This window comes from Variovorax sp. 3319, from assembly GCF_031456585.1.
GTDB classification, from domain to species: Bacteria; Pseudomonadota; Gammaproteobacteria; order Burkholderiales; family Burkholderiaceae_C; genus Variovorax; species Variovorax paradoxus_P.
Window position 1 is genome coordinate 523,024 of the sequence record NZ_JAVDUZ010000001.1, and the last position, 24,383, is coordinate 547,406.

28 protein-coding genes are annotated in these 24,383 nt (G+C 65.6%); 13 read left to right on the forward strand and 15 right to left on the reverse strand.

Annotation, left to right across the window (positions count from 1 at the left end; translation table 11 throughout):
- Window positions 1-10 precede the first annotated feature (10 nt).
- Both J2X67_RS02505 and J2X67_RS02510 read left to right on the forward strand, forming a co-directional pair.
- Window positions 11-298, forward strand: a complete 288-nt coding sequence (locus tag J2X67_RS02505) for a DUF6587 family protein (RefSeq protein ID WP_309950209.1) — start codon at window positions 11-13, stop codon at window positions 296-298.
- A gap of 6 nt (window positions 299-304) precedes the next feature.
- Window positions 305-1,489, forward strand: coding sequence for an FAD-dependent monooxygenase (locus J2X67_RS02510; RefSeq protein WP_309950212.1), 1,185 nt, complete (start codon window positions 305-307; stop codon window positions 1,487-1,489).
- 21 nt (window positions 1,490-1,510) lie between these two features.
- Here J2X67_RS02510 and J2X67_RS02515 read toward each other — a convergent pair whose 3' ends face one another.
- The 8 genes from J2X67_RS02515 to J2X67_RS02550 form a co-directional block, all read right to left on the reverse strand.
- Window positions 1,511-2,761 (reverse strand): SMI1/KNR4 family protein, encoded by a 1,251-nt coding sequence (locus J2X67_RS02515; protein ID WP_309950214.1) that lies wholly within the window; start codon window positions 2,759-2,761, stop codon window positions 1,511-1,513.
- A gap of 100 nt (window positions 2,762-2,861) precedes the next feature.
- Window positions 2,862-3,698, reverse strand: coding sequence for a tryptophan 2,3-dioxygenase (gene kynA, locus J2X67_RS02520; protein WP_309950216.1), 837 nt, complete (start codon window positions 3,696-3,698; stop codon window positions 2,862-2,864).
- 16 nt (window positions 3,699-3,714) lie between these two features.
- Window positions 3,715-4,200, reverse strand: coding sequence for a hypothetical protein (locus J2X67_RS02525; protein ID WP_309950218.1), 486 nt, complete (start codon window positions 4,198-4,200; stop codon window positions 3,715-3,717).
- Between the two features lie 13 nt (window positions 4,201-4,213).
- Complete coding sequence (kynU, locus tag J2X67_RS02530; protein WP_309950220.1) at window positions 4,214-5,500, reverse strand: kynureninase; 1,287 nt, start codon at window positions 5,498-5,500, stop codon at window positions 4,214-4,216.
- An 11-nt stretch (window positions 5,501-5,511) separates the two neighbouring features.
- Window positions 5,512-6,165: an arylformamidase gene (gene kynB, locus J2X67_RS02535; protein ID WP_309950222.1), complete on the reverse strand. Its 654-nt coding sequence runs from the start codon at window positions 6,163-6,165 to the stop codon at window positions 5,512-5,514.
- Window positions 6,166-6,239: 74 nt separating this feature from the next.
- Window positions 6,240-6,548, reverse strand: a complete 309-nt coding sequence (locus J2X67_RS02540; protein WP_309950224.1) for a YkgJ family cysteine cluster protein — start codon at window positions 6,546-6,548, stop codon at window positions 6,240-6,242.
- 23 nt (window positions 6,549-6,571) lie between these two features.
- Window positions 6,572-7,507: an ornithine carbamoyltransferase gene (gene argF / locus J2X67_RS02545; RefSeq protein WP_309950227.1), complete on the reverse strand. Its 936-nt coding sequence runs from the start codon at window positions 7,505-7,507 to the stop codon at window positions 6,572-6,574.
- The gene (locus tag J2X67_RS02550; RefSeq protein ID WP_309950229.1) at window positions 7,504-8,712 is read right to left on the reverse strand and encodes an aspartate aminotransferase family protein; all 1,209 of its coding nucleotides are present in this window, start codon (window positions 8,710-8,712) and stop codon (window positions 7,504-7,506) included. The genes argF and J2X67_RS02550 overlap by 4 nt, the downstream gene beginning before the upstream one ends.
- 161 nt (window positions 8,713-8,873) lie before the next feature.
- Here J2X67_RS02550 and J2X67_RS02555 point away from each other — a divergent pair, with 161 nt between their 5' ends.
- Window positions 8,874-9,212 (forward strand): DUF3579 domain-containing protein, encoded by a 339-nt coding sequence (locus J2X67_RS02555; RefSeq protein ID WP_309950230.1) that lies wholly within the window; start codon window positions 8,874-8,876, stop codon window positions 9,210-9,212.
- A gap of 129 nt (window positions 9,213-9,341) precedes the next feature.
- Here J2X67_RS02555 and rpsT read toward each other — a convergent pair whose 3' ends face one another.
- Window positions 9,342-9,656: a 30S ribosomal protein S20 gene (gene rpsT / locus J2X67_RS02560; protein WP_007831346.1), complete on the reverse strand. Its 315-nt coding sequence runs from the start codon at window positions 9,654-9,656 to the stop codon at window positions 9,342-9,344.
- Between the two features lie 105 nt (window positions 9,657-9,761).
- Between rpsT and murJ the strand changes: the two genes are divergently transcribed.
- The 5 genes from murJ to J2X67_RS02585 all read left to right on the forward strand — a co-directional run bounded on the left by murJ (window position 9,762) and on the right by J2X67_RS02585 (window position 13,721).
- On the forward strand, window positions 9,762-11,315 hold the full coding sequence (murJ, locus tag J2X67_RS02565; protein ID WP_309950231.1) for a murein biosynthesis integral membrane protein MurJ: 1,554 nt from the start codon (window positions 9,762-9,764) through the stop codon (window positions 11,313-11,315).
- A 122-nt stretch (window positions 11,316-11,437) separates the two neighbouring features.
- Window positions 11,438-12,289, forward strand: a complete 852-nt coding sequence (locus J2X67_RS02570) for a tetratricopeptide repeat protein (RefSeq protein ID WP_309950233.1) — start codon at window positions 11,438-11,440, stop codon at window positions 12,287-12,289.
- Window positions 12,289-12,717, forward strand: coding sequence for a VOC family protein (locus J2X67_RS02575; protein ID WP_309950235.1), 429 nt, complete (start codon window positions 12,289-12,291; stop codon window positions 12,715-12,717). Before J2X67_RS02570 ends, J2X67_RS02575 begins: the two co-directional genes overlap by 1 nt.
- 133 nt (window positions 12,718-12,850) lie before the next feature.
- Window positions 12,851-13,279 carry a YciI family protein gene (locus J2X67_RS02580; RefSeq protein WP_309950236.1) on the forward strand — a complete coding sequence of 143 codons (429 nt, stop codon included), beginning with the start codon at window positions 12,851-12,853 and terminating at the stop codon, window positions 13,277-13,279.
- Between the two features lie 25 nt (window positions 13,280-13,304).
- The gene (locus J2X67_RS02585; protein WP_309950239.1) at window positions 13,305-13,721 is read left to right on the forward strand and encodes a YciI family protein; all 417 of its coding nucleotides are present in this window, start codon (window positions 13,305-13,307) and stop codon (window positions 13,719-13,721) included.
- A gap of 11 nt (window positions 13,722-13,732) precedes the next feature.
- Here the strand turns inward: J2X67_RS02585 and J2X67_RS02590 are convergent, their stop codons facing one another.
- Window positions 13,733-14,704, reverse strand: coding sequence for a formylglycine-generating enzyme family protein (locus J2X67_RS02590; protein ID WP_309950242.1), 972 nt, complete (start codon window positions 14,702-14,704; stop codon window positions 13,733-13,735).
- Between the two features lie 44 nt (window positions 14,705-14,748).
- On the opposite strand from J2X67_RS02590, the gene J2X67_RS02595 reads away from it, so the two are divergent.
- Window positions 14,749-16,050, forward strand: a complete 1,302-nt coding sequence (locus J2X67_RS02595) for an RNA polymerase sigma factor (protein WP_309950244.1) — start codon at window positions 14,749-14,751, stop codon at window positions 16,048-16,050.
- Window positions 16,051-16,069: 19 nt separating this feature from the next.
- On the opposite strand, the gene J2X67_RS02600 is transcribed toward J2X67_RS02595, so the two are convergent.
- The 5 genes from J2X67_RS02600 to purM all read right to left on the reverse strand — a co-directional run bounded on the left by J2X67_RS02600 (window position 16,070) and on the right by purM (window position 20,495).
- Complete coding sequence (locus tag J2X67_RS02600) at window positions 16,070-17,065, reverse strand: helix-turn-helix domain-containing protein (protein ID WP_309950246.1); 996 nt, start codon at window positions 17,063-17,065, stop codon at window positions 16,070-16,072.
- Complete coding sequence (locus J2X67_RS02605) at window positions 17,035-17,658, reverse strand: DJ-1/PfpI family protein (RefSeq protein ID WP_309950247.1); 624 nt, start codon at window positions 17,656-17,658, stop codon at window positions 17,035-17,037. The genes J2X67_RS02600 and J2X67_RS02605 overlap by 31 nt, the downstream gene beginning before the upstream one ends.
- On the reverse strand, window positions 17,655-18,242 hold the full coding sequence (locus tag J2X67_RS02610) for an isochorismatase family protein (protein WP_309950248.1): 588 nt from the start codon (window positions 18,240-18,242) through the stop codon (window positions 17,655-17,657). The genes J2X67_RS02605 and J2X67_RS02610 overlap by 4 nt, the downstream gene beginning before the upstream one ends.
- Before the next feature lie 103 nt (window positions 18,243-18,345).
- Window positions 18,346-19,410, reverse strand: a complete 1,065-nt coding sequence (locus tag J2X67_RS02615) for an AI-2E family transporter (protein ID WP_309950249.1) — start codon at window positions 19,408-19,410, stop codon at window positions 18,346-18,348.
- Window positions 19,411-19,454: 44 nt separating this feature from the next.
- A complete protein-coding gene (purM, locus tag J2X67_RS02620) occupies window positions 19,455-20,495 on the reverse strand; it encodes a phosphoribosylformylglycinamidine cyclo-ligase (RefSeq protein WP_309950250.1) in 1,041 nt (346 codons plus the stop codon).
- A gap of 132 nt (window positions 20,496-20,627) precedes the next feature.
- Between purM and hda the strand changes: the two genes are divergently transcribed.
- The 4 genes from hda to J2X67_RS02640 all read left to right on the forward strand — a co-directional run bounded on the left by hda (window position 20,628) and on the right by J2X67_RS02640 (window position 24,376).
- Window positions 20,628-21,314: a DnaA regulatory inactivator Hda gene (gene hda, locus J2X67_RS02625; protein ID WP_281149654.1), complete on the forward strand. Its 687-nt coding sequence runs from the start codon at window positions 20,628-20,630 to the stop codon at window positions 21,312-21,314.
- Window positions 21,315-21,332: 18 nt separating this feature from the next.
- A complete protein-coding gene (pcnB, locus tag J2X67_RS02630) occupies window positions 21,333-22,970 on the forward strand; it encodes a polynucleotide adenylyltransferase PcnB (protein WP_309950253.1) in 1,638 nt (545 codons plus the stop codon).
- The gene (gene folK / locus J2X67_RS02635) at window positions 22,967-23,614 is read left to right on the forward strand and encodes a 2-amino-4-hydroxy-6-hydroxymethyldihydropteridine diphosphokinase (RefSeq protein ID WP_309950255.1); all 648 of its coding nucleotides are present in this window, start codon (window positions 22,967-22,969) and stop codon (window positions 23,612-23,614) included. Before pcnB ends, folK begins: the two co-directional genes overlap by 4 nt.
- A 117-nt stretch (window positions 23,615-23,731) precedes the next feature.
- The gene (locus J2X67_RS02640) at window positions 23,732-24,376 is read left to right on the forward strand and encodes a DUF47 domain-containing protein (protein ID WP_012746613.1); all 645 of its coding nucleotides are present in this window, start codon (window positions 23,732-23,734) and stop codon (window positions 24,374-24,376) included.
- Window positions 24,377-24,383 lie beyond the last annotated feature (7 nt).

The following is a 24,383-nucleotide window of genomic DNA, read 5'->3' on the forward strand; positions in this document are numbered from 1 at the left end:
TGAAGAAGATATGGCACAGCAACTGATCGTCGGATTGATCGTCGCCGCTGCCGCGTTCTACGCGGTGTGGCGCTGGATGCCCGCTGGCTGGCGGCGCAGTGCCGCGCAGAAGCTCGCGGCCGGCAGCCATCGTGCGGGCCTTGTCGACCAGGAACGCGCGGACCAACTGGCGGCCTCGCTTGCCAAGACTTCAGGCTGCGGCTCCTGCGACAGCTGCGGCAGTTGCGGACCCAAGGCCGCCGACAGGAAACACGCCGAAGAAGCCGGCCGCGGCCCGCTGTCCACGCACAGCCGCTAAAGGCCGATGTCTGCACACATCCTCGTCGCCGGCGGCGGCATCGGGGGGCTCGCTACCGCGCTGGCGCTGTCCCGTGGCCGCCATCGCGTCGACGTCTTCGAACAAGCGGCTGCATTTGCCGAAATCGGCGCGGGCATCCAGATCGGGCCGAACGTCACGCGGCGTCTTCAGCAACTGGGCGTGGGCAAGGGCGTCGATGCCATTGCCGCGCGCCCCGAAGCGCTGGTGGTGCAAAGCGCCGGCAGCGGCGCCGAGTTGGCCCGCCTGCAACTGGGTGATGCCATGCACGGGCGCTATGGCGCCCCTTACCTCTGCGTCCATCGTGCCGATCTGCACGCTTTGCTGCTCGAAGCGGTGAAGTCGCAAGGTACGGGCACCCTGGTGACCGACGCCCGCATTGCGCAGATCGAAATGAGTGACGACCTCGTCTGCATATCGAGCAGCGGTGCCCGCGCCTGGGAGGGCGAGGCGCTGGTCGGTGCAGACGGACTCTGGAGCCTGGCGCGCCAGCGGCTCGAATCCGCGTCGGCGGCCGAACCGCCCCGCGTCACAGGCCACACGGCCTGGCGCGGGCTCGTTGCGCAAGCTGAACTGCCGGAGGCGCTGCGCCGCCGCCGCATCGATGTATGGCTGGGGCCTCGGCTGCACGTGGTGGCCTATCCGGTGCGCGGCGGCGATTGGCTCAACGTGGTGGCAATCGCCGAATCTGCGCCGGCCGGCGACGCACGCGATTGGGACCAGGCCAGCAGCCTTGCCGCGCTGCAGCGGGCTACGGGCCGCAGCGGCCGTGCCTTGCAAGCCCTGCTCGAAGCGATGCCTGGCTGGCGCGCGTGGACCCTCTGCGACCGGGCGCCGCTGACTTCAGCGGCGGACATGGCGCACGAGCGCATTGCATTGGTGGGCGACGCCGCGCATCCGATGGTGCCTTACCTTGCGCAAGGCGCGGGCATGGCCATCGAAGACGCTGTGGCCTTGGCAGAAGCACTTGGCAATGGTGGAGCGGCCGAAGTGCCGGCGGCGTTTGCCCGCTATGCCGAGGCACGCTGGCAGCGCAATGCCATGGTGCAGGCAAGGGCTCGGCGCAACGGGCAGGTCTTTCATGCCACCGGCCCCATGCGCCTGGGCCGCGACCTTGCCCTGCGCACGCTGGGCGCGCGGCTGCTGGACCAGCCTTGGCTGTACGGAGGCTGAGGACTGCCGCGCTGCTGGCTCTCAGAGCCTGAAAGTCTGCAGGTGCCCGATCCGCTCGGCCAACCCTTCGGGGCCGAGATAGTGGCCATGAGAGCCGTCGCGCACCTCCAGCAGCGTCGACTCGAGTTCGGCCAGCACCGCATCGCGCTCGGCAGCAAAAGCGGGGGGCACGTCGATACCGGCTTGCGCGCATGCGTCGGCGACCAGGTGTGCGCTTGCAGGCGCGCCGCAGGCCGCGCATTTGACGATGGCGGCCACGTTCGGCTCGGCCCCGTTCACGAGCAGCGCATTCGTCAGCTCGGGTGAAATCTGGCCGTCGATGTTGCGCAGGGCGTCGCGTGCCACCGGAGCGCCCGCACGGACCAGCGCCATGGCTGCGGCAAAGGCGTTGTTGCCTATTGCGACGTCCGTGGCCAACGCACTTCCCTGCTGCGGTCCGTCGAAGCTCACGCCCGCAGCGGCGAGCTCGGCCACCAGGTCCGCGTCGTCGCTGGCAATGGCGTGGTGCAGCGCCGCGCGCGCCGTGGCCGGCAGTCGGCGCAGCGTGCCGTTGGCCAGCGGTGTGCGCCAGTCGATCACCGCGAGGCAATAGAAGCTCACCAGCTTGTCCATCAGGTCGAGGTCCAGGCCATGGTCCTGGTGCCGGTCGTCCAGGTACTGGAGCAGGGCCTGGCCGGAAAAATAATCGCCGGTGGGTGCCAGCGGGTCTTCGTCGAGATGCAGTGCCCCGAAGGCGCTGTTGAGATCCGGAGCGATGGTGCTCACGCCGTCTTCATGCAGCGCATGCGTCCAGGCCGGCGGCAATCCGTGCTTCCATGCGGTGATGTGGCCGTGTTCGGGGCCGGGCTCTACCACCGCATAAACCCGGTCCAGATACTCGAAGCCCCCGAAGGGCAGGTGCGTGAGCTTGCCGCTCCAGTCGCGGCCATCTTCCTCGGCAGCCTCTTCGGCCAGTTCCTGTTCATGCGCGATCCAGCCCTGCAGATCGCGATAGCCGTCGCTGCCGTTCCAGAACAGTTCCGACCAGCTGATGGATTCGATGTTGCCGTTCATCGGCAGCGAGAGGTCGTAGTCGAGCCGGCCGCCCGCCGTTTGCTTCCACAGTTCAATCAGCGGCTCGGGAATCGGCCCTGCGCAGAGGGCCTGTATGGCGGCGATCTGCGGCGCGGGCATCGGCGGCTGCGCATCGAAGATCACGCGGTCCGCGAACAGGACAACGCCATGTTCGCGCAGGGTAGCAAGCTCTTCGGGCGAGAACTGGACATCTTTCATTGGCAGTGCCTCCGTTGATGCCAATGTAGCGCTTTGTGCAAATGGAGCAAGCACTCGCATGGCGCGCCGCGTAAGTGCGGCCTGCACTGGAGATCCGTGGCTACAGGTCGGTGCGCAGCTTCCAGATTTCAGGGAACAGCACCACGTCGAGCATCTTGCGCAGGTAGCTCACGCCGCCTGTGCCGCCAGTACCGCGCTTGAAGCCGATCACGCGTTCTACTGTGGTCACATGGCGAAAACGCCAGAGCCGGAAAGCGTCTTCAAGGTCGGTGAGTTTCTCGCCCAGTTGGTACAGGTCCCAGTGGTCGTGCGGGTTTCTGTACACCGTAAGCCATGCGGCCTCGACGCCGTCGCTCACTTCATAGGGCTGCGTCCAGTCGCGCTCGAGATGGTCGGCAGGCACTGCAAGGCCGCGGCGCGCCAGCAGCTTCAGCGATTCGTCATAGAGCGAAGGCGACCGGTAGGCTTCTTCGACCTGCGCCAGCAGATCGGGCCGGTGCGCGTGCGGCTTGAGCATGGCAGGGTTCTTGTTGCCGAGCGCAAACTCGATGCAGCGGTACTGCGCGCTTTGAAAGCCGCTCGAGTTGGCGAGGTAGGGCCGCATGGCCGTGTACTCGGGGGGCGTCATGGTCGAGAGCACCGTCCATGCACTCACCAGCTGTTCCATGATGCGGCTCACTCGGGCAAGCATCTTGAAGGCGTCGGCCAGTTTTTCTTGCGCAATGCAACCCGTGGCGGCGCGCAGCTCATGCAGCATGAGCTTCATCCAGAGCTCGCTGGTCTGGTGCTGCACGATGAACAGCATTTCGTCGTGAGCCGGCGAGAGCGGATGCTGCGCGTTGAGGATCTGGTCCAGGTGCAGGTAGTCGCCGTAGCTCATCGACGCGCTGAAATCCAGCTGCGCCTTTTCTTCGTGAACGATTTTTTCGGTGCTCATGATGCTTGCCGGCGGATCATCGCCAGACCACGGCGGTGTAGGAGGGGAGGCCCGGTACCGAATCTTTGGCGGGATAGACGAAACGCACGACATCGTTCTTGCGCTTGAACTCCTGATAAGTCTCGCCACCCGGAATCCGCCCCTTTTCAGCCGGCGCGTAGCCCGCAGCGCGCACTTCCTTTACCAGCCGCTCGAAGGCGGCCTTGTCGGTCAGCGACAGCTGGATGTTGTTTTCGCCGGCGCGGCTTTCCGCGTAGGTGGACTTCATGAAGCGGATCGTGTGATCGTCGACCACCTTGTCGTATTCGATCATGCTGACCTCGGCGGTCACGGTCTTGTCGGCGTACGAAAAACCTTGGGCCTTGACCTGTTGCCGGAACGCGTCGGGCGTGAGGGCGACAAAAGCCTTTAGCTGGTCGAGCGTGTAGCTCGTCTGCTGTGCAAAGGCCGGTGCGGCCAGCATCAGGAGCGAGCCGAAGAGGGTGATCAATTTGTATTTCATGGGTACTTGGTGCTCAGGTCACTGCGTTCTTGCGATTGAATTCTTCGCGCTGCCATTCGCCCGATTCGAGCACCTGCACCAGGTGTTCGACCGAGTTCCATACATCCTCGAAGCCAAGGTATAGCGGCGTGAAGCCGAATCGCAATATGTCGGGCATCTGCGAATCGCCAGCGCGGTAGTCGCCAATGACGCCGCGCGCAATCAGCGCCTGCACGATCGCATAGGCGCCTTCGCTTCGGCTCAGGCAAACCTGCGAGCCGCGCCGCGCGTGTTCACGCGGCGTGACGAGCGAAAGGCCCTGGCCTGCGCAACGCTCTTCGACGAGCCCAATGAAAAGGTCGGTAAGCGCGAGCGACTTTGCACGCAGCGCGGCCATGCCGCCTTTGCCGCCGTCGAAAGCTTCGGCCGCAAGCACCGTGTCGAGCCCGCATTCGAGCCCTGCCAGCGCGATGATCGGCTGTGTGCCGCAGAGATAACGGCCCACGCCGGGCGCAGGCCGATAGTGCGGTGTGAATTCGAAAGGCGCCGCGTGCCCCCACCAGCCCGACAGCGGTTGCTCGAACTTGCCGGCATGCCGCGTATGAACCCACACGAATGCCGGCGCACCTGGGCCGCCGTTCAGGTACTTGTAGCCGCAGCCAATGGCGTAGTCGGCATTGCTTTCGTTCAGCGCCACGGGCACGGCGCCTGCGGAGTGCGCCAGGTCCCACACCGTGAGGGCACCCGCCGCGTGCGCTGCGGCGGTGATGGCCTTCATGTCGTGCATGGCGCCGGTACGGTAGTTCACGTGCGTGAGCATCAGCACGGCTACCTCATCGGTCAGCACCGAGCCGGGGCCTTGCAACTCGACTGCGTCGATCAGCTTGAGCGTGAAGCCGCGCTCGCGGCACAAGGATTCGGCGATGTAGAGGTCGGTCGGAAAGTTGCTGCGCTCGCTGACGACCAGCTTGCGGCCGCTGTCTTTTTGCTGCGAGAGTGCTGCGAAGAGCACCTTGTAGAGGTTGACCGAAGTGCTGTCGGTGCACACCACTTCGCCCGGCGCCGCGCCGATCAGGCGGGCCACCTTGTCGCCGAGGCGTTGCGGCAGATCGAACCAGCTGGCCGTGTTCCACGAGCGGATGAGGCCCTGGCCCCATTGCTCTGCAACCACTTGGGCGATGCGCGCAGGTGCGGCCTTGGGCAGCACGCCCAGCGAGTTGCCATCGAGGTAGATCACGCCCTGGGGCAGGGTGAATTGGTCGCGCAGCGAGCGCAGCGGGTCTTGCGCATCGAGCGCGCGGCAGTCTTCGAGAGTCGTCATTGGGCGGGTTTTCAGCGTGGAAGTTCGCGCAGCACGGCGCGAACGGGAGAGGCATCGGCGCTGACCAGCTTGAGCGGCAGCGCGATGAGTTCGTAGTCGCCCTCGGGCACATCGTCGAGCACAAGGTTCTCGAGCACGCGCAGGTCGAGGCGGCGGATGCGCTGGTGGCTTTCCAGCGTCTTGCTGTCGGCCGGGTCGATGCTGGCCGTGTCGATGCCGATGAGCTTTACGCCCATGGCCGCAAGGCGCTCGACGGTGGAGGGCGCATAGGCCCTGAGCTGCGGATCCCAGCGGCCGACGGGCATGGTTGCGTAGGTGCGCACCAGCACGCGCTGGGGCAACCGGCTGTCGATGGCGTGGGAGATGTGCTCCCATTCGATAAGCGGGCCCTTGGCGATGGCGTGAATCACGCGGCAGGTGCCGAGAAAAGGCGCAAGGTCCACCTGGCCGATCGTCTGGCCTTTGGGGTCGTAGTGCAGGGGGGCGTCGGCATGCGCTCCGATGTGCGGCGAGAGCGTGATCTCGCTGACGTTCACCGGGCAGCCCGGTGAGATGGTTGCCGCCCATCGCTGCTGATAAGGCGTGTCGCCGGGAAACACCGGCGCGCCTTCATGCACCGGCGGCGATATGTCCCAGATGCGGGGTTGAGTTTGCAAAGAACGCATGGCGCAAAGTTAGCGCCGGGAGCGGGGTCGTGGTGTCGGTTATTTCCAACACACAGCGTGACGAGATGATCGACTCAGCGGGATAGGGCAGGCAACCCGTGCCGGGCGCGTGCCCGCTCGCAGGCGTCGCTGCCGGCCTGCAGCTCATGGCATGGGTTGGGCCGCCACTCGTAGATGCCGCATGCCACCGACTGCCCGATCTTGCCGGTCAGGGCTGCGCATCGCATGGGCGTGTGGTCGGTGCCGCGCATGCGGCACAGGGTGTGGTTCACTTCGACGGCAAGGCCCGATGGCACCTTGCCGCCGTTTTCATCGAGTTCGTGCACGCTGAAGTCGACGCGGTAGCTGGCGCAGCAGGCGCCGCATTGCTGGCAATGGGACACGCGGCCGCGCCTTCAGCTTTTCTTCAGAGCTTGCCGAGCAGCAAGAATTCCATCAGCGCCTTTTGTGCGTGCAGCCGGTTCTCGGCCTCGTCCCACACCACCGACTGCGGGCCGTCGATGACTTCGGCCTGCACTTCTTCTCCGCGGTGGGCGGGCAGGCAGTGCATGAAGAGGGCATCGGGCTGTGCGACGCGCATCATGTCTTCGTCGACGCACCAGTCGGCAAAGGCCTTGCGGCGGGCCTCGTTCTCGGACTCGTAGCCCATGCTGGTCCAGACGTCGGTGGTAACGAGGTCGGCGCCGCGGCAGGCTTCCATCGGGTCCTTGAAGACCTCGTAGCTGTCGGCCGAACGCAGGCCGGCCACTGATTGATCGACTTCGTAGCCGCTGGGCGTGCTCACATGCACCTTGAAGCCCAGGATCTCGCTCGCCTGCAGCCATGTGTTGGCCATGTTGTTGCCATCACCCACCCAGGCCACGGTTTTTCCCTGGATCGAACCACGATGCTCGATGTACGTGAAGATGTCCGCAAGGATCTGGCAGGGGTGGAACTCGTTGGTCAACCCGTTGATCACCGGCACGCGCGAATGCGCGGCAAAGCTGTCGATCTTGGTTTGCTCATAGGTGCGGATCATCACCAGGTCGACCATGCGGCTGATCACCTTGGCGCTGTCCTCGATGGGTTCGGCGCGGCCGAGCTGGCTGTCGCCCGTGGTCAGGTGCACCACGCTGCCGCCCAGTTGGTACATGCCCGCCTCGAAGCTCACGCGGGTGCGCGTGCTGGCCTTCTCGAAAATCATCGCCAGCGTGCGATCGGTGAGCGGCTGGTGCTTTTCGTAGGTCTTGAACTTCTTCTTGATGATCGCCATGCGATCGAAAAGATAGGCGTACTCGTCGGCCGTGAGGTCCGAGAACTGCAGGTAGTGGCGAATGGCGTGCGGCGTGGTGGCGGTCGTCATTGCGCTACGGGCTCCGACAAAAATGTTTTCACGATGGGCGCGAGGATGGCAACGATCTCGTCGGCCTCCGCAATGCTCAGGATGAGCGGTGGCACGAGGCGAATCACCTTGTCGGCCGTCACGCTCAGCAGCAGGCCGGCGTCGCAGGCGCGGTTCAGGATGACGCCGCAGGGCCGGTCGAGCTCGATACCCAGCATCAGCCCTTGGCCGCGGATTTCCTTCACGCCGGCCAGGCCGCCGATTTCGCGCTGCAGCGCGCTCTTAAGATGCTCGCCCACTGTGGCGGCGTTTTCGAGCAGCTTGTGCTCTTCCATGATGCGAATGGTTTCGACGCCGGCACGCATTGCGAGCGGGTTGCCGCCGAAGGTGGTGCCGTGGTTGCCTGGGCCGAAGATGTTGGCGGCCTTGGGGCCGGCTACAACCGCGCCAATCGGCACGCCCGAGCCCAGGCCCTTGGCCAGCGGCATCACGTCCGGCTTGATGCCGGCCCACTGGTGCGCAAACCACTTGCCGGTGCGGCCCATGCCGCATTGCACTTCGTCGATCATCATGAGCCAGTCGCGCTCGTCGCACAGGGCGCGAACCTGCTTCAGGTATTCCCACCGCATCGGGTTGATGCCGCCTTCGCCCTGGATGGTTTCGAAGAACACGGCCACCACGTTGGGGTTGCCTTCGGTCGCCTTCTTGAGCGCTTCGATGTCGTTCAGCGGCACACGGATGAAACCCTCGACCAGCGGGCCGAAGCCGGCCTGCACCTTCGGGTTGCCCGTGGCCGACAGCGTGGCGATGCTGCGGCCGTGGAAGGCGGCTTCGTAAACCACGATTTCGGGCCGCTCGATGCCCTTGTCGTGGCCGAACTTGCGCGCGAGCTTCAGCGCGGCTTCGTTGGCTTCAAGGCCCGTGCAGCAGAAAAAGGCGTTGGTCAGGCCCGAGAGCTCGGTCAGCTTGGCGGCAAGCTGCTCCTGGCCGGGCACGTGGTAGTAGTTGGAGCTGTGAATCAGCTTGCTGATCTGGTCTTGCAGCGCCGGCACCAGCTCGGGATGGTTGTGGCCCAGCGTGTTCACGGCAATGCCGCCAAGGCCGTCCAGATACGCCTTGCCCGCGGTGTCCCAGACTCGGCAGCCCTGGCCGTGCGACAGCGCGATCGGCAGGCGACCGTAGGTGTTCATGACGTGGGGCGAGGTGGGCTGGGCGGTAGCGCTCATTCGGGTTCTCCAGATAGGGAACCGCGGATTCTAGGCGTCCGGTCGGACGGCTTTATTGAGGATTCCGCATTACAGCAATGCCCTTGGTCCAGGCAGCAAAGTGGCGCGGATAGAATCTCTTGTTGCACCGCAGCACCCGCCTGCGGGCGCCTCATTCAACGATGATTTCCCCCACTGCCAAAGAAATCTTCATCCAGGGCATCACCCATGATGGCCGGACTTTTCGCCCGAGCGACTGGGCCGAGCGGCTGGCCGGCGTCATGTGCTCTTTTCGCCCCGGGGGCGCTTATCCGGGAAGCCACCTGAGCTATTCGCCGTGGTGCGTGCCCACCACCATCAACGGCGTGAAGTGCGTGGTCGTGAACCGGGCCCTGCGCGACGCCGAACCCATGGCATGGGACTTTTGCGTCAATTTTGCGCGGGATAACGATTTGCAGGTGGCCGAGGCCTGCCTTGTTCCCGACGCACCCGGCGTGCCCGGCACAGAGCCGAAGACCTGAACCCAGTCCCGCTCCAGAAGCGAGCGCCCATGAAAAAACCGCCCCAAGGCGGTTTTTTACACTTTGCTGCAGCGCACCCCGATCAAACGGCGGACCGGAGAATTCCGATCCGGGCTTGCCTGACAGGTGTCAGGCGGCTGCCTTTTCAGGCGCGAGGGCGAGGGCCTTGACCTTTGCCGACAGGCGGCTCTTGTCGCGAGCTGCCTTGTTCTTGTGGAAGATGCCCTTGTCGGCGACGGTGTCGACGATGCTCTGGGCCTTCGCGAAGAGTTCGCTTGCCTTGGTCTTGTCGCCGGCCAGAACGGCCTTTTCGACATTCTTCACGGCGGTGCGGTATTTGGAGCGCAGCGAGGTGTTCGCAGCGTTGAGCTTGGTGTCCTGGCGGACGCGCTTACGGCCGGAGGCGAGGCGCGGGTTCTTTTTCTTGGGCTTGGCGGATGCCATGATTTAGTTCCTTAGGTGTCTGAGGATGATGCAGCAAAGCCCTCCATTATAGGCCGGGTTGCGTTTTCTGCCGAATCGGTGCTTGCCGGGCCCTACACTCGCCCCGTGTCACTGCTCAAATCCGCCTCCACCGTTTCCCTTCTGACGCTCGCATCGCGGATCACGGGCCTCGTGCGCGACGTGCTTTTTGCCTCGGTGTTCGGCGTCAGCGCCCTGACCGACGCCTTCAACGTCGCCTTTCGCATTCCCAACCTGTTTCGGCGGGTTTTCGGCGAAGGCGCTTTCAGCCAGGCCTTTGTTCCGGTGCTCGCTGCACGCAAGACCGAGGCAGGAGAAGAGGGCGCCAAGGCGCTGATCGACCACGTGGCTACGCTACTTACCTGGGCGCTGGTGATCGTGTGCGCGGCTGGTGTGCTCGGCGCGCCTTGGCTGGTTTGGGCCATGGCCAGCGGGTTGAAGGGCTTCGACGCAGCCGTCGTCATGACGCGCTGGATGTTCCCCTACATCGGCTTCATGTCGCTCGTGGCGCTGGCGGGCGGAGTGCTGAACACGTGGCGCAAGTTTGCGGTGCCGGCCGCCTCGCCGGTGCTGCTCAATCTTTCTTTGATTCTTGCCATTACGGTCGGCGCACCGCTTTTCAGGCGCTACGGCATCGAGCCGATCTATGCGCAGTGCGCCGGGGTGCTGGTTGGCGGCGTTTTGCAACTGGCATTGCAGGTGCCCGCGTTGCGCGCGCTGGGACTGATGCCGCGCATCGGTGCGAGCTTCGGCGCACTGCGCGCCGCCTGGACCGACCCGACCACCCGCAAGGTGCTGAAGCTCATGCTGCCGGCCTTGCTGGGCGTGAGCGTGGCGCAGATTTCGCTGCTCATCAATACGCAGATCGCCTCGCACCTTGCCACGGGCAGCGTGACCTGGGTGGTCAATGCCGATCGGCTGATGGAGTTTCCCACCGCCATGCTCGGCGTTGCGCTTGGCGTGGTGCTGATGCCGCAGTTGGCCGGAGCGCGAGCCGCCAAGGACGACGAGCGCTATTCGGCCCTGCTCGACTGGGGCCTTCGGCTCGTGGTGCTGCTCGCGGCGCCATGCGCCGTCGCGCTGCTGCTGTTTTCGCAGCCGCTGGTCGCGGTGCTTTTTCACAACGGCGCCTATGGCGCCGAAGACGTGAAGCGCACCACGCTCGCATTGATGGGCTACGGTGTCGGGCTGGTCGGCATCGTCGCCATCAAGGTGCTTGCGCCTGGCTACTACGCCAAATACGACATGCGCACGCCGGTGATCATCGCCGTATCGGTGCTGGTTCTGACCCAGCTGCTCAATGTCTTTCTGGTGCCGGTGCTGCAGCATGCCGCACTCACGCTGACCATTGGCCTTGGCGCGGTGGTCAATGCCATCTGGCTATTGGTAGGGCTGATCCGACGCGGCAGCTACAAGCCCGAGCCGGGCTGGGGCAAGTTCATCCTGCAGGTGGCGGCGGGCACGCTGGTGCTGGCTGCCTTGCTTGCCTGGGGTACTTACTATTTCGACTGGATCGGCCTGCGCGCACAGCGTTTGCACCGTATCGGGCTGCTTGCGGCGCTGATTGCGGGCGCGGGGCTGCTGTATTTCGCCGTGCTGGCTGCGGCAGGCGTGCGGTTACGCAGTTTCATGCGCCGTTAAACGGTACAGAACCGGGCAGCAGGAGCCACCCCGCCACAGGTTGCCGCAGGGGCCACGTTTTCGTATTGCGCAAGCTGAAAACACCGCCTTGACGGTCCCCGAATGCTCCTCTACAAAGACACATGACGTTCAGCTTTCAGGTTCCCACGGCACTGGCGTATTTCGAATCGCTGGTGCAAAGCGACGACCACTTTCCGCTGCTCGAGGCAGCCGCCAGCCTTGCGCAGGACGAGTATCCGGATCTCGACGTGCAGCAGGTGCTGGGCGATGTCGACCAGCTGCTTGCGCGCCTCAAGCGCAGACTGCCCGCCGACGCCGCGCCGCTCGCCCGGCTGCGGGCGCTCAACCAGTTCTTCTTCAACGACCTGAACTTTGGCGGCAACGTCAACGACTACTACGACCCCGACAACAGCTACCTGAACGCCGTCTTGCGCACGCGCCGCGGCATTCCGATTTCGCTGGCGGTGCTCTGGATGGAACTGGCGCAGGGCCTTGGCCTGCAGGCGCGCGGCATTGGTTTTCCGGGGCATTTCATGCTCAAGGTCACGCTGCCGAAGGGGCAGGTGGTCATCGATCCCTTCACCGGCAAGTCGCTTTCGCGCGAAGAACTCGGCGAGCGGCTCGAGCCGTACAAGCGCAGCAACGGCCTGGTCGGCGATTTCGACGTGCCCCTGGGTCTTTATCTCCAGCCCGCCAGCTCGCGCGAGATCATCGGCCGCATGCTGCGCAACCTGAAGGAAGTGCATCGCGCCCAGGAAGACTGGCAACGCGCCATTTCTGTGCAAGACCGCCTCATTGCGCTCCTGCCCACCGCCTGGGGCGAGTACCGCGACCGCGGCATCGCGCATGCCGAGCAGGGCAATACCGCAGCCGCGGTGCGAGACCTCGAAACCTACCTCGAGCATGCGGAAGACGCGCTCGACGTCGACGTGATTGCGGAGCGGGTAGCCGCCTTGCGCCGAGCGGCCAACTGATGAGCGCGAGGAACGGCGTTGCCGACACCTCCGATCTCGGCACGCTTCACGAATTTCACGGCGTGCAGCCGGTGCTGCCGGTTTCCGACGTAACTCGCGCCGCGCGCTGGTTCCGGGACATCCTGGGTTTCGAACTCGATTTCATCGCCGGCGAGCCGCCCAGCTACGCCCGGGTGAAAAAGGGCGACCGCACGTATGGCGATCCGGTCTACCTGCGCCTGTGGCAATGCAACACGCGCGGGGCCGCGCCCTGGCGCGGCGAAATCGTGATCCACGTGGGCAAGGACATCGACGGTCTGCACGCCGCCTATGCGAAGCGCGGCGTCACCATTGTTGAACCGCCAACGTCGCAGCCCTGGGGCTTGCGCGAATTTGCGATCCGCGAACCGGACGGACATATCCTGCGTTTCTGCGGCTACCTGCCCTGAATTTCTGAAACATAAAATTACAAATGGATTGGCGCCAACGTGTCGATCCGGCTTTCCCTCGTTCGACGTGTGAACAGGAGCGCGCAATTCCAGCGGCTCCACAGTTCATTCATCAACCTTCAGGAGAAACGACATGCGATTCATGGTTCTGGTCAAGGCCAACAAGGATTCCGAAGCGGGCGTGATGCCCAGCACCGAGGTGCTCACGGCCATGGGCAAGTTCAACGAAGAACTGGTCAAGGCCGGCGTGCTGCTGGCGGGCGAAGGGCTGCATCCTTCCTCCAGGGGCGCGCGGGTGCGCTGCGAAGGCCTGAAGCGAACAGTCATCGACGGTCCCTTTGCCGAAACGAAGGAACTGCTGGCGGGCTTCTGGCTGCTCCAGGTCAAGTCGAAGGAAGAAGCCATCGAATGGATCAAGCGCAGCCCGTTCCAGGAGGGCGAGATCGAGATCCGCCAGGTGTTCGAGGCTTCCGATTTTGCGGAGTCGATGACGCCGGAGTTGTTGGCGCAGGAAGAGCGCCTGCGCGCCGAAACCGCGGCGCGCACCAAAGCCGGCAACTGAACGAATTGCATCAAGGAGACCTGTCATGCGATTCATGTTGCTGATGATTCCCCACGGCTACGAAACCGCCGCGCCCGGCACCATTCCGGACGACGTGGAGGCAGTCGGGGCCATGATGGCCTACAACGAGTCGATGCAGAAAGCCGGCATTTTGATCAGCTGCGACGGCCTGCACCCGCCCTCGATGGGGGCACGCGTTAGCTTTCCGGGCCGCAAGCCCAAGGTGGTGGACGGCCCCTTTGCGGAAGCCAAGGAAGTGCTCGGCGGCTACTGGATCATCGACGTGCCTTCGCGCGCCGATGCCATCGAGTGGGCCACCCGCTGCCCCGGCGGCGAGAACGAGGTGATCGAGGTTCGCCAGATCCAGGAGATTGCCGACTACCCACCCGACGTGCAGGCCTTGACCACCGAGTTTGCGTCGATGCAGGCAGTCAAGCGATAGATCTTCACGGGTCAGTCTTCCCGCACCAGCCGGATACCCACCAGGGTGTAGCGGGTGTCCGGTGCGTTCCAGTTGCGGTAGGCTGCGCGGGCGTAAAAGGCCCATGTGTGCCACGAGCCGCCGCGGCGTACGCGCACCTCGCCTTCGGTGGGCCCCTGGGGGTCGTCGACTGGCGACTGCGCGTAGTATTTATCGCCATGCCAGTCGGCCACCCACTCCCACGCATTGCCGTGCATGTCGTAAAGGCCCCAGCGGTTCGGCGCAAAGCTGCCCACCGGCGCGGTGAAGGCATAGCCATCGTCGCCGTCCACTGCCATTTGTTGCCAGCGGGGCCAATGCCGGGCGCTGTTGGCATCGAACACGTTGGCCACGCCCAGCAGCGAGCGGGGCTCGTCGCCCGAGCTGTAGCGGCTTCGGGTGCCGGCGCGGCACGCGTACTCCCATTCGGCTTCGGTGGGCAGCCTGTAGCGGCGTCCTTCGGTCTTGCTCAACCATGCCGCCAGCGCCATGGCGTCGTTCCAAGTCACGTTGACCACCGGGTGGTCGTCGCCTTGCACAAACCCGGGGTTGCGCCACGAGTAGCGCGGGTCGCGGCCCTCGAAAGCGTCGCCGCGCTTGGTGGTGGCCGGGTCGTAGTCGGCGCGCCAGCCGTAGCCGCCGGTTCGGTCGGACACCGACTCGGGCACGTAGCCCGAAGCTTCGATGAAGCGGCGGAACTGCCCGACCGTGACCTCGTGCTGGCCCATCCAGAACGGGCGCGTGATGCGCACCCGGTGAACCGGTCCTTCGTCGTCCAACTGCGCGAACCGCGTTTTCGGCAGTTGCGGAAAAGCACGTGCCAGCGATTCGGGCGCCTCGTCGCTGCCCATCAAAAACTCGCCAGCCGGAAGCCTGACGAAAGCCATTCCCAGGGTGTTGCGGTCCACTTCGGCAGCATGGACGCTGCCGAAGACGATGGCCAGGATCAGGATGCAGCGCTTCATGTGCGCATGCTATGGCAAGCGCCCTGCAAAGGGGAAGCACGCGCATGAACAATGGCAATGGCGGCAACCATGAAGCGGTGCATCGCACGATCGAGGCCTTGTGGCGCATCGAGTCGGCAAAGATCATTGCCACCGTTGCGCGCATGGTGCGCGACGTGGGGCTGGCGGAAGAACTGGCCCACGACGCTCTGGTGACCGCACTGGAGCAATGGCCCGAATCGGGTGTGCCAGACAACCCGGCCGCCTGGCTCACTGCCGTGGCCAAGCGCAAAGCGCTCGACCGCCTGCGCCATGGCCAATTGGCCGAGCGCAAGGCGCCCGAGATCGGCCGGGAACTCGACGCGCAGCATGAAATGGCCCAAGCCGATTTGGCCGAGGCGGTGGACGCGGCCATCGACGACGACATAGGCGATGACCTGCTGCGGCTGGTGTTTACCGCCTGCCACCCGGTGCTTTCGACCGAAGCGCGTGTGGCGCTGACGCTGCGCCTGATGGGCGGCCTCACGACCGATGAAATTGCCCGCGCCTTTCTCGTGCCCGAAGCCACCGTGGCACAACGCGTCGTGCGGGCCAAGCGCACGCTGCTCGAAGCGCGCGTGCCCTTTGAAGTGCCGCGCCGGCATGAGCTCCAGTCGCGGCTTGCCTCGGTGCTCGAAGTGCTCTACCTCATCTTCAACGAAGGCTACTCGGCCACCGCCGGCGACGACTGGATGCGGCCTGCGCTTTGCGACGAAGCCATGCGCCTGGGCCGCATCGTGGCCGAACTCATGCTGGACGCATCGGAGGTGCACGGCCTTGTGGCGCTGATGGAAATCCAGGCCTCGCGCACGGCCGCGCGCGTGGGGCCTTCAGGCGAACCGGTGCTGCTGCTCGAACAGAACCGCGCGCGCTGGGATCAGATGCTCATCCAACGCGGTTTGGCCGGGCTGGCCCGTGCGGAGGCGCTGGGCGGCGCGCTCGGCCCCTATGCGCTGCAGGCTGCCATTGCAGCCTGCCACGGCCGTGCGCGCACCGCAGAAGAAACGGACTGGCCGCGCATCGCCGCGCTGTACGACGCACTGGCCGAGCTGTCGCCGTCGCCCATCGTCGAGCTGAACCGCGCCGTTGCGCTTTCGATGGCCTTCGGCCCTGCCGCGGGGCTGGAGGTGGTCGATGCGCTCGCGGGCGAGCCGGCATTGCAGGGCTACCACTTGCTGCCGACCGTGCGAGGCGACCTGCTCTACAAGCTCGGCCGCCGCGACGAGGCGCGCAGCGAATTCGACCGCGCCGCATCGCTCACGCGCAACAGCCGGGAGAAAACCTTGCTGCTGGCGCGCGCCCGGGCCTGTACTTCGCCGGAAAGCTGAGCTCGGCGCCTTTTCGGGGCTAGGCTTTCGACGCTGAGGTGGCGACCGAAGGCGAACCCGGCAGCCCGAACTGGTGCCACGCGCGCCGCAGTTGCGTGTCTGAACCGAAGCCCGAGATTTCCGCCGCCCGCGTCACGCTGGCGCCCGAGGCCAGCGCGAGCTGCGCCGCCGCCAGCCTCAGCCGCCGCAGATAGGCCAGCGGCGCCACACCCGCGTGCTCCACGAACAGCCGCGTCAGGTGCCGCGCCGAGGTGTGCGCCACCTCCGCCATGCGAGGCACGCTCCAGTCGGCCTGCGGCTGCTCGCTGACGGCGTCCTGCACGCGGTGCAGGGCCGCGTGCAGGTGGTTCCGGTAGGCCAGAAAAGGCGAGAGCTCCGGGTCGTGCGGCCCGCGCCGCTGCGCCACCACCATCGTCTGAGCCACCTGGGCCGCCAGGGCTTCACCGCACACGTCTGCAATGCGATGAAGCACCAGGTCGATGCCAGTGGTGACACCCGCGCTGCTGTAGATCGGGGGATCAATCACGAATACCCGGTTGGCGACCACGTCGCAGCGCGGCTCTGCAGCGCGCAATTCGTCCAGGTGATGGTGGTGCGTGGTGGCACGCCGGCCGGCGAGAGCGCCCGCATGGGCTGCCAGCAAGGCGCCGGCGCAAACGGTGATCAGTTCGAGCCGGCCCGGCTCGAAACGCTGGCCCCGCAGCCAGTGCAGCAGGTCTTGCGTCTCGGGGTTGTCGATTGGAATGAAGTCGCCGGGCAGCCCGACCAACACCACCCACGTGGGACCGTGCCACTGCACCGGCAACGGCGCGAGATTGGCAAGCGCAACACCCACCGAGCCGACCGAGGTGGGGCGTGGACTCGCGAATTCGATCTCGAAGCACTCGGGCCGGCCCGCTGCGCGCAGCCGCTGGTTCGCGATGCGCAGCGCTTCCGCAGGGCCAGCCCAGTCGAGCACCAGGCTGCCCGGCAGCAGCACGAACACTACGCGGATGGGCGGTTGCCGGAGTTCCATGCATAGTCCATCTGCCGCGCGGTGCGTTCGGCCAGCGCGCGGCCGGCCAGCCGCTCGACCAGGTACAGGCTCATGTCGATGCCAGCGCTGATGCCGGCGGAGCTGACGATGCGGCCGCTGTCGATCCAGCGTTCGCCCTCGCGCACATCCAGCGACGGAAATTGCTCACGCAAGTCCGCAATGTCCTCCCAATGGGTGGTGACGGCCTCGTGCGTGACCACGCCGCTTTTCGCGAGCAGGAACACGCCTGTGCATACCGAAGCAACCAGCTGCGCGCCGGCTGCGCGTTCGGCAATCCAGCGCAGGGTGGCATGGCTTGCCATTGGCGCATCGACCACGCCGCCGGGCACGATCAACACGTCGGGCTTGGGGCTGTCGGCCAGGGCATGGTCGGCGAGCAGGCGCAAGCCGGCCCGTGCCTGCACGGGTTCGCCTTTGTTTGCGAGTGCCACGGATGCGACCTCGAACGGAGCTTGCGCGCCAGGATTCAAGCGCTGGCTGACCCGGCTTGCCGTGGTGAACACTTCAAAGGGACCTGCGAAGTCCAACGCCTCGACACCGTCGTAGGCGAGGATTTGCACACGCAACGTCATGCCGCCACCTCGGCGGGCGTGGAGGCGGCGCGTTCAAGCGCCTGTGCCACGCTGCAGACAGAGGCAAACCGGCCGTCCAGCACCGCAGCCGTGCGGGCCTTGATATCGGCCGCCGCAAGCGGGCGGCCATCGGGCTGCACCATGTCGAAGGTCAGCGTGGCATCGGTCACATAGTCGACCTCCCAGCCCAGGTCGGACGCATGGCGCGTGGTGGTTTCGCAGCATTGCTCAGTGCGGATGCCGCTTACGATCAGCCGGCCGATGCCTTGCTGCGTGAGCCAGATGTCGAGCCCGCTGTTGACCAGCGCGCTGTGCCGATGCTTGGTGAACGTAGCCGCGGCTTCGAATGCCGCCAGCCCTGCGATCGGCCGCACAAGGCCCGACTCGATGGCGAAGGGATGGCTTGCAACCGCAGGCTCGTCGACATGGAAGATCCGCACGATCGGAACGCCGGCCGCCACGCAGCCTTCGATCAATGCGTTCTGGGCGGCGAAGTAGGGCCGCGCAACGTCTTCGGACCAGTAGGCGCGCTGGCGGAATGATTCCTGCGCATCGATCACTATCAGACACGATTCTGTGGACATGGGGCTTGAAGGGCGGAGTGAATGATGCCTCCTATTCTTCAGCGCCGCCAGTCTAAAGTCCGTGCCGAAGCGGACCAGAACCGATCAAATCAGGACATCGAAGCTACACGAGGCCGGCGGCCTGGAGCTCTTTCTTGAGGTAAGCATAGAAAAGCGGTGCCGCCACCAGCCCGGCGGGCCCGAACACCGCCTCGGCCACGAACATGACCGCCAGCAGTTCCCACACGCGCATCTGCGTGCGGCTGCCGACCACCTTGGCGTTGATCACGTATTCGGCCTTGTGAATGATGATCAGGAACACGAGGCAGGCCAGCGCCGTGACGGGTGAGACCGACAGCGCCACCAGCGTGATGACCGAATTGCAGACCAGGTTGCCCACGATAGGTACCAGGCCCGCCACGAAAGTGAGTGTGATGAGCGCCGGCGTGTAGGGCAGGTGAGGGCCCCAGAGCGGCATCAGGAACAGCAGGAAGATGGCGGTCAACAGGGTGTTGAACGCCGCAATCCAGAACTGCGCCGCAACGATCTGGCCAAAGGCTTCGCCAAAAATGGTGATGCGGCGGTACAGCTGCGCAGAAAGCGGCCTGCGCTGCAGCGGGGGCGGCGCAATGGCGGCCAGCCCGCCCACGATGAGGCCGACATAGGCAAACAGCAGCCCACCCAGCCAGGCCCGCCCGGCAAGCGCCAGCGAGCCGGCCTGCGCCCGGAGGTAGTTGGCCACCACGCGCTGAACTTCAGCCGCCCCTTCAGGAAGGTACACCGCAATTTCGGGAGGCAGCTTGAGCCGCAGTTCCAGCACCGTGCGCGCCGTGTAGTCGAGCAATTCGCGGTACTGGTCGGGTGCGTCCAGGATGTACTCGCGCGCCTGCGACAGCCCCAGCGTGATCAGCGCAATGGGCGCCAGCAGCACCAGCGTGACAGCCAATATGCGTGCCAGCACATCGCCGCGGCCTTGCTGCAGCCCAAGCCGAGCAAAACCGGTGCCGATGAGGCGCGCGAACCAGCGCGTGGCAAGAAAGCCGATGCACACGCACAACAAGCCTGGCAGCAGGTGCTGCCACATCACCAGCAGCAGCGCGGCCGGCATCAGCAGATAGCTGGCCAGCACCACGTTGCGCGAGGCGGGCTGGGGCTTGGTGTCGATGTTGACGACGAGCGGTTTGGACATCAGGGTCCGGGTGCTGCGCTGATTGCGAGACTCGGAAGGGGGGATCAGCCGACCACCACCGCGGCGCCGGTGCCGCGTTCGGCAATGGTGCCGATCTCGTACACCGCTTCGCCGGCGGTGCGCAGCGTGGCGGCGCAGGCGGCAGCTTCGGCCGCGTCGATCACCACCACCATGCCGATGCCGTTGTTGAAGGTACGGTTCATCTCGATGTCGTCGATGCCGGCCACCTTCTGCAGCCAAGCGAACAGTTCGGTCTGCGGCCAGCTGCCCTTCTTGAGGTGGGCGGCCGTGCCTTCGGGCAGCACGCGCGGAATGTTCTCGAGCAGGCCGCCGCCGGTAATGTGGGCGAGCGCCTTGATCGGGTGCTTGGCCAGTGCCTCCAGCACGGGCTTCACGTAAAGGTGGGTGGGCTCCATCACGGCCTGGCGGAAGGGCTTGCCGTCGAGCGTGGCGGGCAGGTCGGCGCCGGCACGTTCGATCACCTTGCGCACCAGGCTGAAGCCGTTCGAATGCACGCCGGCCGAGGTCAGGCCCAGCACCACGTCGCCGGGCTTGACGTTCTGGCCCGTGAGGATCTTCGATTTTTCGACCGCGCCGACGGCAAAACCCGCCAGGTCGTATTCGCCCGCCGGGTACATGCCGGGCATTTCTGCGGTTTCGCCCCCGATCAGCGCGCAGCCGGAGATTTCGCAGCCTCGCGCGATGCCGCCGATCACGGCCGCAGCCGTGTCTACATCGAGCTTGCCGCAGGCGAAGTAGTCAAGGAAGAACAAGGGCTCGGCGCCTTGCACCAGCACGTCGTTGACGCTCATGGCCACCAGGTCGATGCCCACGGTGTCGTGCATGTTCCATTCGAAGGCCAGCTTGAGCTTGGTGCCCACGCCGTCGGTGCCGCTCACCAGCACCGGCTCCTTGTAGCGCTTGGGCACCTCGAACAGCGCCCCAAAACCGCCGATGCCGGCCAGCACGCCTTCGCGCAGGGTCTTCTTGGCCAGGGGCTTGATGCGGTCGACCAGGGCGTCGCCGGCATCGATATCGACACCGGCATCCTTGTAGCTGAGCGGGGTGGGCGTGGGGGAAGTCATGGTCGGACGATGTCGAGAAAGGGACGGGAAGGAGGCGAAGAGGTGGAGGCGCCGGTAACCGAAGCGGCCGGGCCGATAGAATTCCTCACGATTTTAAGGGCCCCAGCGGCCCCTTCCATGAACCTTCCCGGGATGAAACAGCTCGCGCTCGATATCGGCATTGCGACGGGCCCCAGCTTCGACGCTTTTTTTGCCGGCCCGAACGAGGCGGCGCTGCGGCACCTGCAACTGTGGGTGGGCGGCGCCGGCAATTCGGTGCCGCACTCGCCCGTGCCCACCTATCTGTGGGGCGAAGGCGGCAGCGGCAAGACCCATCTGCTCGAATCGGTGCGTGTCGCACTTCGCGAGCAGGGCGCAAGCGTGGGCTGGTTGCACGCCGGCCTCCTGGAGCCGCCCGAGTTCGACGAGCGCTGGGGCGCCGTGCTGCTCGATGACGTGCACCTCTACACCGCCGTGCAGCAGCACGCGGCCTTCAACTGGTTCGTCAACGCGCAAACCTTGCAGCGCGGGGTCGTCGCTGCCGGGGCACTGCCGCCGGCAGACCTGGCGCTGCGCGAAGACCTTCGCACCCGGCTCGGGTGGGGCCACGTGTTCCACCTGCAGGTGCTGAGCGAAAGCGAACGCCGCGCGGTGTTGCGCCAGGCGGCCGATGCGCGCGGCGTCATGCTGTCGGACGATGTGCTCGACTACATGCTGCACCGCTTCAGCCGCGACCTGGGTAGCCTGATGGAACTGCTCACGCAGCTCGACGGCTATGCCCTGCAGACACAGCGCGCGATCACGATCCCGCTCATCCGATCCATGCTCGAAAACGAATAAGAAGAGCTTCAACCAACAATGATCAAGAAATTCATCGACAAGCTGCTCGGCAAATCGGCCGGCGGCGCACAGGGCAAGAGCCGCTTCGGCAAGCGCCAGGAGGTGCCTGCGGAAGTCCACAAGATCGATCCGGCCCTGGTCGACGAACGCGCGAAAAACGTGGTTACCACGCTCCAGCAGGCGGGCTACGAGGCTTATGTGGTGGGCGGCGCGGTGCGCGACCTGCTGCTGGGCCTGCGGCCCAAGGATTTCGACGTGGCCACCAACGCCACGCCGGAGCAGGTCAAGTCGCTTTTCAGGCGTGCCTTCATCATCGGCCGCAGGTTTCGCATCGTGCACGTGGTGTACGGCCGAGGCCGCGAGCATGAAGTGATCGAGGTTTCGACCTTCCGCGCCTACATGGACAACGCCGCCGCCGAGCAGGTTGCCGGCAACGAGCGTACCAGCAAGGGCGAACTTGCGAGCATGAAGCATGCGGTGGATGCCAGCGGCCGCGTGCTGCGCGACAACGTGTGGGGCCCGCAGGAAGAAGACGCGGCACGCCGCGACTTCACCGTGAACGCCATGTACTACGACCCGGCCAACCAGATCGTGGTCGACTATCACAACGGCATCAAGGACGCGCAAAAGCTCACCCTTCGCATGATCGGCGACCCGGCCACGCGCTACCGCGAAGACCCGGTGCGCATCATTCGCGCCATTCGTTTCTCGGCGAAGCTTGCGGCGCTCGGTTTCAAGATGGAAACCAAGACGGCGGCCCCGCTGGTCGAGTCGAGCAAGCTGCTGGCCGACGTGCCGCAAAGCCGCCTGTTCGACGAAATGCTCAAGCTGCTGCAAACCGGCCATGCCATTGCCACGGTCGAGCAATTGCGCAAGCTGGGCCTGGTCACCGGCATCTATCCGCTGCTCGACGTGGTGGTGGAGCGCGCCGATACGCCGTTTGTGAAGGCCGCCCTGCAAGACACCGACCGCCGCGTGGGCGAGGGCAAGCCCGTGGCGCCCAGTTTCCTCCTGGCCTGTGTGCTGTGGGCCGATGTGCGCGACGGCTGGGCCCAGCGCATCGAGGGCCGGCACGGCCAGCGCCCGCAGCCGCCGTTTCCGGCGCTGCAAGACGCCATTGACGACGTGTTCAACGCCCGCATCGGCGACGTGTCGGGGCGCGGCAAGCTTGCGGCCGACATGCGTGAGATCTGGATGATGCAGCCGCGTTTCGACAAGCGCACCGGCTCCACGCCCTACAGCCTGGTTGAGCAGGCGCGTTTTCGCGCCGCCTTCGACTTCATGCGGCTGCGCGCGGATGTTGGCGAGGTCAGCGAAGCCATCGCTGAATGGTGGCAAGAGTTCAGCACCGCCGACGATGTGCGCCGGCAAGACCTGCTGGAGCAGGTGCGCGATGAACAAAAGACCCGCCAGCGCGTGCGCACGCGCGATCCGGTGGCGGCAAAGCCCCGCAGCGAGGCGGCGGCACGCCAGCGGCAGGACGGCTCCGATCAGCGGCAGGACGACGATGAGGCGGAGACCGAAATCCAGGCCGGCGCCGTGCCGCCCGATGGCGAAGCGGCCGCGCCCCGCAAGCGACGCCGTCGCCGCAAGCCGCGCACGGGGGGTGGTGGCGGTAGTGGCGGCGAGGGCGGCGGGAGCGCTGCGGCCGAATGAGCGCGCCCAACCGGCCGAAGGACGGCAAGAAAAGCAGCGGCGGCGATCGCACGCCACCGCGTGGCGGTCCGTCGTCCAGGCCGAAGAGCGGGCCGGCGCCTGCGAGGCGCGCGCCCAGCAGGCCTTCGGGCAAGGTGGCGCCCGGAAGCCCCGCAGCACGCCGCACGCGCGAGGACTACCCGACCGTGCAGGCCTTCGTTGCCATCGGTGCCAACCTTGGCGACGCCCAGGCGGCCGTAAAAGCCGCCATGGAAGCCATCGGCGCCATCGAGCGCACCGTGGTTACGGCGCGCTCGTCGCTTTACCGCAGCGCGCCGGTCGACGCTACCGGGCCTGACTTCATCAATGCGGTGGTCGCCGTGCGGACCGGGCTCACCGCCGAGGCCTTCCTGTCCGAGTTGCATCTTCTCGAAGAGCAGGCGGGCCGCGAGAGGCCTTTTCCCAATGCACCGCGCACGCTCGACCTCGACTTGCTGATGCACGGCAATGCAATCAAGGACAGCCCCGCGCTGACTCTGCCGCACCCCCGCATGCGCGACCGGGCCTTTGTGCTGAAGCCGCTTGCCGAAATTGCGCCCGACAAGGTACCGCGCGCGGCACTCGCCCGGGTGTCCTCACAGGTCATCGAGCGAATTCGCGACTGAGCGCAGGGAAGGGCCGGAACCCCGTGGAACGGGCGCCTTTGCGCCGCCCATTACACTTGCGCGGTTTTTCATGACGTTGTCACGCACTTGTGGCAACAGCGAACCCAGGAGAGCGCCATGTTCGGCAAGCTGCTGCCCCGCGAGGGGAATTTTTTCGAGATGTTCAACCAGCACGCCGAGCGCATCGTCGAAGCGGCGCGGGCGTTCGAGCAACTCGTGGCCAATTACAGCGACGTGCACCTGCGTGAGCAGTACAACCGCGACGTCGACAACGCCGAGCGTGCGGCCGACCGCGTGACGCACGACGTCAACCGGCTCATCCACAAGACTTTCATCACGCCCATCGATCGCGAGCAGATCCACAAGCTCATCAACACGATGGACGACGTGGCCGACCTGATCCAGGACTCCGCTGAAACCATGGCGCTGTACGACGTGCGGCACATGACCGACGAGATCGTGCGCCTCACGGCCCTGAGCGTGAAGTGCTGCGACCGCCTGAAGGACGCCGTCAAGTTTCTCGGCAAGATCGCAGACCCGGCTGTGGCCGAGGCCACGCTGAAGACCTGCGAGGAAATCGACCGTCTCGAATCCGACGCCGACCGCGTGATGCGAAGCGCCATGAGCAAGCTGTTCCGCGAGGAGCCTGACGTGCGCGAGGTGATCAAGCTCAAGGCAATCTACGAATTGCTCGAGACAATCACCGACAAGTGCGAGGACGTGGCCAACGTGATCGAGGGCATCGTCCTCGAAAACTCCTGAGCGGGTA